General features: G+C 38.1%; 8 protein-coding genes. All 8 read right to left on the bottom strand.

Annotated features, from left to right (window positions below; genetic code table 11):
• Positions 1 to 391 precede the first annotated feature (391 nt).
• Positions 392 to 1,888: a class I adenylate-forming enzyme family protein gene (locus ACFSTA_RS20835; protein WP_377558769.1), complete on the bottom strand. Its 1,497-nt coding sequence runs from the start codon at positions 1,886 to 1,888 to the stop codon at positions 392 to 394.
• A 296-nt stretch (positions 1,889 to 2,184) separates the two neighbouring features.
• A complete protein-coding gene (fabG, locus tag ACFSTA_RS20830) occupies positions 2,185 to 2,928 on the bottom strand; it encodes a 3-oxoacyl-ACP reductase FabG (protein WP_377558768.1) in 744 nt (247 codons plus the stop codon).
• 28 nt (positions 2,929 to 2,956) lie between these two features.
• Positions 2,957 to 3,865, bottom strand: a complete 909-nt coding sequence (gene phaZ / locus ACFSTA_RS20825) for an intracellular short-chain-length polyhydroxyalkanoate depolymerase (protein ID WP_377558767.1) — start codon at positions 3,863 to 3,865, stop codon at positions 2,957 to 2,959.
• Between the two features lie 18 nt (positions 3,866 to 3,883).
• Positions 3,884 to 4,894, bottom strand: coding sequence for a 3-oxoacyl-ACP synthase (locus ACFSTA_RS20820; protein WP_377558766.1), 1,011 nt, complete (start codon positions 4,892 to 4,894; stop codon positions 3,884 to 3,886).
• 13 nt (positions 4,895 to 4,907) lie between these two features.
• Positions 4,908 to 5,909, bottom strand: a complete 1,002-nt coding sequence (locus ACFSTA_RS20815) for a branched-chain amino acid ABC transporter permease (RefSeq protein WP_377558765.1) — start codon at positions 5,907 to 5,909, stop codon at positions 4,908 to 4,910.
• A gap of 7 nt (positions 5,910 to 5,916) precedes the next feature.
• Positions 5,917 to 6,777, bottom strand: coding sequence for a branched-chain amino acid ABC transporter permease (locus ACFSTA_RS20810; protein ID WP_377558763.1), 861 nt, complete (start codon positions 6,775 to 6,777; stop codon positions 5,917 to 5,919).
• Positions 6,778 to 6,793: 16 nt separating this feature from the next.
• Entirely contained in the window at positions 6,794 to 7,507 is a 714-nt protein-coding gene (locus tag ACFSTA_RS20805; protein ID WP_377558762.1) for an ABC transporter ATP-binding protein, read from the bottom strand.
• Complete coding sequence (locus tag ACFSTA_RS20800; RefSeq protein ID WP_377558761.1) at positions 7,485 to 8,258, bottom strand: ABC transporter ATP-binding protein; 774 nt, start codon at positions 8,256 to 8,258, stop codon at positions 7,485 to 7,487. Before ACFSTA_RS20800 ends, ACFSTA_RS20805 begins: the two co-directional genes overlap by 23 nt.
• Between the last annotated feature and the right edge of the window lie 53 nt (positions 8,259 to 8,311).

Raw genomic sequence — 8,311 nt, 5'->3', positions numbered from 1 at the left:
TAACATTTTAATCACCGCTTCAAGTATATTAGTTCTATTATAATCTAAATCAGAAGCTTTTTGGGTATACCTTCGACTTTTTCTGGACTTTTTCAGCAGCCTCGAGGAAAGGCATCGGTGAGACCCCGCAGAACGGAGTTCGAGGAGGCTCACCAGCCGCCCGCGGAAAGCGAAGTGTATTTCTGGAGCGAGATTTGGTTCAGTAAATATACTCTCAATCTTCACTACGTTTCTCATATTAAGTTATTGCGCATTCTATATAATTAACAACAAAAATTACGAAAACACCCAAAAGAAAAATCCTAACTGACTCGAATTCTAATTGAAGAATGAATCATAGTTTGGATTTTTCTTTGAAAAATTACTTTTATTCCAGCCTCTTCAGTTAAATTTAGGAACTCCTGCTATCTTCCCGTGCCTTTTCTTTTAATCGTGTTTTATCAATCTTTCCTACGTGTGTTTTTGGAAGCTCCTTAACAAAATAGAACTTTTTCGGTATTTTATACCGTGTTAATTTAGCCCTGCAATACGCTTTTAATTCACCTTCACTAATATTTTCTCCAACAACAAATGCAGTGACTACTTCTCCCCACTTCTCATCAGGTAGTCCTAAAACTGCCGCCTCTACAATTGCTTCATGGGATTCTAGCCAATGTTCGATCTCTAATGGATAGACATTTTCACCACCGGTAATAATCATGTCTTTTTTTCTTCCAACAATATATACATAACCTTCACGATCCTGCCTCGCAAGATCTCCCGTATGTACCCAGCCATGCTGTATCGTTTTCTTTGTTTCTTGCTGCTTATTCCAATAATATTCGAAAGCGTGACATCCACGTACTAGTAATTCTCCTACTTCCTGTAATTCTGCAGTTGAGCCATCTTCTCTTACAATTTTTATATCATTAAATAGCATTGGTTTTCCTACCGAGCCGAGCTTTCTTTCTGTGTCCTTTGGATCAATATAAAAATTATTTGGTCCCGCTTCCGTTAATCCATACCCTTCTTTAAAAGCGATTCCTTTTTTACGAAAGGCATCATATATTTTATGTGGACATGGTGCGCCACCTGATACAAAAACCTTCATGTCAGGGAAGGTTGCTTCGTGAAATTGGCGAGTCTGAATGATCAAGTGATACATGGTTGGAACAAATAAGACTACGGTACATTTATATTGTAATAAATCTGCTACAGCCTTCTCTGCGTGAAAGGAAGAAGAAAGAACAACTTTTCCACCAATCAATAGTAACGGAAGGGTATATACATTTAGCCCTCCAGTGTGGAACATTGGTAAGCAAGTTAAAGTGACATCATCTTCGCTTAGATTCCAGCTAACGATTGTATTAAGAGCATTCCACAGAATTGAACGATGGCTAAGCACAACCCCTTTAGGACGCCCGGTAGTACCTCCAGTGTAGATCATGGCAAGTGGATCTGTTTCTTGTAATTCAATTGGAGGCGCCTTTCGTTCCTTGAGAAAGTTATCGAGATAATGATTATGATGAATTTCTAGCAAAATGATATCGCTATCAGCTTTCGCTAGCTTTTTCAAGAAAGAGCTATTTACTCCTAATATTTTCGGTGAACAATCCTTAACCACATACTCCAATTCATCATCAGATAGCCGCCAATTTAATGGAACAAAAATAGCCCCTATTTTCATGCAAGCAAAAATAAAATCAAGATAACTGATATGGTTAGGTACTAAAAGTGCTACCCGATCACCTTTTTGAACACCTTGATGTATGAAATAATTTGCCAATATATCCGCACGATCATAGAGCTGTTTATATGTCCATGAATCTTTCGTGTCTGCATCAATAATTGCTTCTCGATCTGGAGATATTTTCATCCGAGACTCTAGCCAGTTTAAGTTAGCATGCATCCGCAACTCCTCCTATACAGTGAAACTTCAATCAGTGGGGTTTAGGCTAACAGGATAAGGAATACTGCGACAGCATATACATCGCACATTGTGTATATCCTTTATTATTGTAAATTGGAAGAGTTACAAGGGAGTTACAATTTCACTGACGAGGGTGGGTTCGCTGATAAACTGAAAATTACTCGATTATATAATCCCCATTTCGTCCCCCCACTAACCCAGCCCAACCAACATTCACCTTAAATCAAAAACGCCCGAATACGAATTCCCAATTCTCGTATTCAAGCGTATGTTATTTACATCATAATCCCACCATCAACATGTAACACATGGCCGTTCACATAATCGGATTCATCTGATGCTAGAAATAGATACGCATTTGCTATATCCTCTGGCTTTCCTAATCGCTGCATAGGTACTTGAGCCTTCATTTGCTCGATTACTTTTTCTGGGACTGCAGCAACCATAGCTGTTTGGGTAAAACCTGGAGCTACCGCATTCACATTGATCCCTTTACGGCCCAACTCTTTCGCCCACGTTTTCGTCATTCCAATAATGCCAGCTTTTGCGGCTGCATAATTTGTTTGACCGAAATTGCCGTATGTACCTGTTACTGACGAAGTACTAACTATCTTCCCTTTTCCTTGCGCAACCATGGCAGGGAGGACAGCTTGGGTGCAATGGAAAACACCGGTCAAATTCACATCGATTACCTGTTGAAATTGTTCGGAAGTCATTTTGGAAAGCATAGCGTCCCGTGTAATTCCTGCATTATTGATTAATATATCGATCTTTCCATATTTATCAGCTACTTTTTCTACCATAGCATCCACACTTTTTCTGTCAGCGACATTAACTTGGATGAATTGACAATTTAAACCCGCATCAATTAGTTCTTTCTCACTTTCTATCCCTTTTACTTCATCAAAATCGGCAAGAATAACTGTTGCACCTTCATCCGCAAATGTACGTGCTGCTTGAAGACCAATACCGTTAGCAGCTCCTGTGATAATCGCCACTTTCTCTTGTAACCTATTCATCTATAAAAACTTCCCTTCCCCAAAATTACTATACATTTTCTGCTTCTGTAAAAAAATTCTCCATCACTTTTAATAGCTGCTCCAAATCATCAATAATAGGTGAATGTCCACAACCTATTAATTCTTTATAATCCGCTTTATCACCAAAGTCTTCACGTAATTCCTCCGTCATCTGTTTGGTGACAACAATGTCATGCTCTCCCCAAGCGATACAGACTGGAATATCTATAAGTTTTACCTTATCCTCTCCTGCTGTAAGCCCGTTATGTTGATTACTTATATTAAAAATGTTTAAAGCCTGATAGCATTCTGCTAGATTTCGTTGTGTAGTCATATCTTCCACATATTTTTGATAACGTTCCGGATCAGGTTTATGATGTTGATAAATTAACATATCCCAGATTTGCCTTAACAGGTCATAATTCTTTGTGTCATATGCCTCTTGAATCATCATTCGTTTACTGTCTTTCATCATTTCTTCCATTGTTTCTAATCGATGATTTAGATCCGGCATTCCATCTGGACCAGCTGCATAATAGGCATACCCTCGTGACGAACCTGAAGCGAGTAAAAATAACCGATCACAATATCCTGGATAATCCGCACAAAACTGCTGACATACGGTTCCTCCTAATGACCAGCCTACGAATGCAAAATCTCGTATTCCAAGTTCATCAACCCAAAACTTAACATCATCAGAGAAATCCTTTATTGCTGTAATTGGCTCATGATAGCTAGACTCCCCGAATCCACGTAAATCAATCGCATACACCTTGTATTTTTCGTCCAGATTCTCCAAAACTAAATCCCAATGAACGGAAGAAGTCATATTCCCATGAACCAATACAACAATATCTTCTCCTCCTTCCCGCTCTCGATAAGCAATCTCCTCTCCATTCGGTAAAGCTACCTTCTTCAAATGAACAGCTAATGACATTTGTAAAACCTCCCTTTATTATTTTCCCCATTTTATTACATTCGCGCCCCAAGCATAGCCAATGCCTGCAGAAACGAAAACGACAATGTCACCATTTTTTAATTTCCCTTGTTGTTCTGCAAGTTCTAAAGATATGATTTGATCCATTTGCCCAATATGTCCGTAATCTTCTAGATAAATAGACTTTACCTCGTCTACACCTAATTGTTCTAATACATATCGATGTGCTGATCGCTTCATGTGCAACATTGCTACATAATCAATATCTTCTTTTTCATAACCACTTTTATGCAATGCACGTTCAATACATGTGATAAAATTCTTCATAGATTTTTGCTCTAATCTTTCCTTCATCCCGGTGGGGTCTAACACATCTAGCTGATATAATCCAGCATCCAGTGATTCCTTAGATATTGGATTTTTTGTCCCACCAGCTGGAACAACCACATCTTCTGAAAATGATCCGTCTGTAATCAAATGTGATTCTAGCAGTAAATTTTCCGAGTGCCCTTTTTTCAATACCATCGCACCACCACCTGCGCCTAGATTATACATAAAGCGCGTACGTGGGTTTTCATAATTGATAAAATCAACATTTCGATAGCCACCAGCAAGTAACACGGTGCTTATGTTAGGATCCGCGATCATCATATCCTTCGCAACCTTTAATGCCATGATGGTTGTTCCGCATCTTAAAGCCGTATCAAATGCCCATGCATTTTCTGCTCCAACATCATGCTGTAATTTAATAGCAGCGGTCCAGAGCGGGTATTCCTTATGCTCTTCTCCAATATATATAACGAGATCAATTTGCTTCGGGTCAATACCTGCCTTTTGGATTGCTACTTGTGCTGCCCGTGTACCCATTTCTGCTGTATGATCATCCTTACCAGGAATCGTTTTTTCCATGATGCCTAGCTTCTGTTCAACAACTTCTAACGGTATTCCTGCTCGGGTAGCAATTTCACGAGAAGTCATACGTCGTTCTGGTATATAGGTTCCTGTGCTTACAATTCCTATTGCATTCATCCCTAACACCTCTCTATCCTGCTTTTGTTTTACTATTATCTTTTATGCCTTTCGTTACCGTTCTACCAAAAAATTTCGCTTGTATGGTACCGACTATGCCTAATGGGAAAAAGATTACTACTAAAATATAAACGGTCCCGTATAGAATGATCCATCGTTCAAAAATCCAATGTACTTCAGATAAACCAGATAACCAATGATGAGCAAACTCTACCAATCCAGCACCTATGATTGGTCCAATTAACGTGCCTACTCCACCGATAATAGTCATAAGTAATACATCGATCGTTACATCGGTAGCAAATACACTCGTATTCACAAAACGTAGAGAAATAATATATAAAACGCCAGCAAAACTAGCAATGACGCCAGAAACCACACTTGCAATAACTTTATAATGTAATACCTTATATCCCAATGATTCTGTACGCTGTTCATTTTCCCTTATCGACATTAATACTTTACCGAATGGCGAATTCGTGAGACGTCTTAGTCCAAAGAATATTAGAATTAACGAAATTAAACAGAGGAAGTACTGACTTTGTGAATCACGAATTATCTCTGGAAGTCGAAATGTAAAGCCATCATTCCCTCCAGTAACCGATCGCCATTTTTCAGCTGCTACTAAAAATAAACCTGCTAATGCTAAAGTCAACATGGCATAAAAATGACTTTTTAACCTTAGGGTTAGCACACCTACTATAAAACTAACAATGGCTGCGATAACCAAAGCAATCAGTACCCCAAGTAATAGTGAAGGTAGTGTCGCATCAAAGCGGTCCAATGTCACCGCAGTTGAGTAAGCACCTATTCCAAAAAACATGACATGCCCAAAAGAAATAATGCCAGTAAATCCAAGTAGTAAATCATAGCTCATAGCAAAGATTCCAAAAATAAAGATCTGGATGATAATAAATTGCATGCTACGTCCGGTTACAATAAATGGAACAATAAATAACAACAGTGCAATTGCAAGGTAGATCCACGTACTCTTATCAATACTACGTACATTCATATATTTCTCACCCCTTCACCCTGAACAAGCCTTGTGGTCTAAATATAAGAACAATAGCCATGAGTAGCATATTTACAGCTAAGGACAGTGCTGGAAAATAATATGCCATGAATGCTTGAGCCAAACCTACTAAAATTGCTGCAAACAAAGACCCCGTAAAGCTACCCATTCCACCGATAACGACTACAATAAACGCCAAAATCGAAAATTCTAATCCCATCTCAGCATAAATTACTCCAGAGTATGGAGCATGTAATAAACCACTTAATGCAGCCAGAGCAGCTCCTACCATAAACACCAGCATAAAAACAAACCGTATATTGATTCCTAAGGATTGGATCATTTCCTTATTCATAACACCTGCTCGAACAATTAATCCGATTCTTGTTCGTTTTAAAATAAATAGCGTAAGGAAAAAAATAAGAAATCCAATAGCAATAATAAATAATCGATATTTTATAATGACGATATCCCCAACCATAAAACTTCCTTGTAACCAGTCAGGGGGAAATACCGCTTTTTGATCTGGACCAAAAACTACTTTTATTAATTCCTGTAAAACGAGCATAAAACCTAGTGTAATTAAAATTTGCTGTACATGGTTACCATACACTGGTCGTACGATGAGCTTTTCTGTAATAAGACCTAGTAGCAAACCGGTAACAATAGCAGCAATAATCGCAAATAGAAAACTATTACTCATTTGATAGAACCATACACCACTATACGCTCCCCAAATAAACAATCCTCCATGGGCAAAATTTAATACATCCATTAATCCGAATATTAATGTTAGTCCGGCGGCAAGGAGGAATATTAACATGCCTGTTGCAAGTCCATTAATCAGTAAACTAAATATTAAATCCATAACAAGGTCCCCCTTCCTAGGAAATGCCTAAGTATTTCTTCATCAACACTTTATCTTCTTTTAATTCTGTCATTTGACCATCGTGAACCGTTTGACCATCATCGATAATATAAAACTGATCCCCTATTTTACTAGCCATTAAAAAATTCTGTTCTACTAATAAAATCGTAGTCTTCTCTTTCATTTGTTGTATCGATTCCATTACTTTCTCAACAATAATTGGAGCTAGCCCCTTACTTGGTTCATCAATTAATAGCAGTTCATTTTCATTAACATACGCTCGAGCAATTGCCAGCATTTGCTTTTGACCACCACTTAATTGCCCACCAGGTTTTGTCCAGAACTTTTTTAAGTCAGGGAATAATTCGAGCACCCATTCCAATCGATTCGTCGTTTCCTCATCCTCTTTTTTCATCGCAACTCGAATATTTTCACCTACAGTTAAGTCTCCGAAAATGCCTTGGTCTTCAGGAACGTATCCTATCCCTCGATTAGCAATCATGTGTGGCTTTAAACTACTAATTTCTTGTTCGTTAAAAACGATCGATCCATTGGATGCAGGATTAAGGCCCATTATCGTTCGTAATGTTGTTGTTTTCCCCGCTCCATTTCTTCCAAGAAGTACAGTAACCCCACCTTTAGGAACTTCAAATGTTATATCATGTAAAATATGAAACTGTTGTATATATGCTTCTACTTGATTTAATTTAAGTAAACTGTTCCTCTTCATCATACATCCCTCCTAAATATGCAGATTGGACCATTTCGTTTTTAACAATCTCCTCTGGTGTCCCTTTCGCTAATAATTCTCCATGAAATAGGACAAGTACTTCATCTGAGAGATCCATAATCATATCCATCTTGTGTTCTATCAAAACGATGGTTCGATCTTCATGTTGTTTAATATGTTTAATGACGTCGATAATTGCCGGAACCTCTTCCAATGACATGCCCGCAGTCGGTTCATCTAATAGCAATATCTCTGTTTCTAAGGCCAATAGCATTGCTATTTCTAGTTTTCTTTTTTCTCCATGTGCTAGATTAATTGCTTTCGAATCTGCTTTATCCTGTAGAAAAACTTTTTCTAATAGCTGGTATGCCTTTTGCTCCAAGCTTTTAAAATGCCGATAGTGAGCAATCATGTTATAGCGTACTTTAGCCTGGGACTGTACCGCTAAACGGACATTTTCTAAAACAGTTAAATTGGGAAACACGTTAGTAATTTGAAACGATCTCCCTATTCCTAAACGCGTCCGTTCTGTTGCAGAGTGTTTCGTGATGTCTTTATCTTTATAAATAATAGAACCTTTTGTTGGAGATAATTGTCCGCTCAATAAATTAAAAAAAGTAGTTTTACCAGCTCCATTTGGTCCAATAATTGATGTGAACTTTTTCATTGGAATGTGAACAGATACCGAATCGACAGCAATGTGACCACCAAAGGAAATGGTTAACTCCTTCGTTTGTAAGATAGCATCCATCGTTTTCCTCCTTTTTAACATGAAGTAGAACAAACCCTCACCAGACAAAGGCA

Origin of the sequence: Ornithinibacillus salinisoli, from assembly GCF_042684965.1 — a bacterium.
In the GTDB taxonomy this organism is placed as follows: Bacteria; Bacillota; Bacilli; order Bacillales; family Amphibacillaceae; genus Ornithinibacillus; species Ornithinibacillus salinisoli.
This window is presented reverse-complemented; position numbering and strand designations above follow the sequence as displayed.

Excerpts from the sequence above, each read along its gene's own strand:
- ACFSTA_RS20835 (WP_377558769.1), bottom strand. The coding sequence starts at position 1,888 with ATGCATGCTAACTTAAACTGGCTAGAGTCTCGGATGAAAATATCTCCA.
- fabG (WP_377558768.1), bottom strand. The coding sequence starts at position 2,928 with ATGAATAGGTTACAAGAGAAAGTGGCGATTATCACAGGAGCTGCTAAC.
- phaZ (WP_377558767.1), bottom strand. The coding sequence starts at position 3,865 with ATGTCATTAGCTGTTCATTTGAAGAAGGTAGCTTTACCGAATGGAGAG.
- ACFSTA_RS20820 (WP_377558766.1), bottom strand. The coding sequence starts at position 4,894 with ATGAATGCAATAGGAATTGTAAGCACAGGAACCTATATACCAGAACGA.
- ACFSTA_RS20815 (WP_377558765.1), bottom strand. The coding sequence starts at position 5,909 with ATGAATGTACGTAGTATTGATAAGAGTACGTGGATCTACCTTGCAATT.
- ACFSTA_RS20810 (WP_377558763.1), bottom strand. The coding sequence starts at position 6,777 with ATGGATTTAATATTTAGTTTACTGATTAATGGACTTGCAACAGGCATG.
- ACFSTA_RS20805 (WP_377558762.1), bottom strand. The coding sequence starts at position 7,507 with ATGAAGAGGAACAGTTTACTTAAATTAAATCAAGTAGAAGCATATATA.
- ACFSTA_RS20800 (WP_377558761.1), bottom strand. The coding sequence starts at position 8,258 with ATGGATGCTATCTTACAAACGAAGGAGTTAACCATTTCCTTTGGTGGT.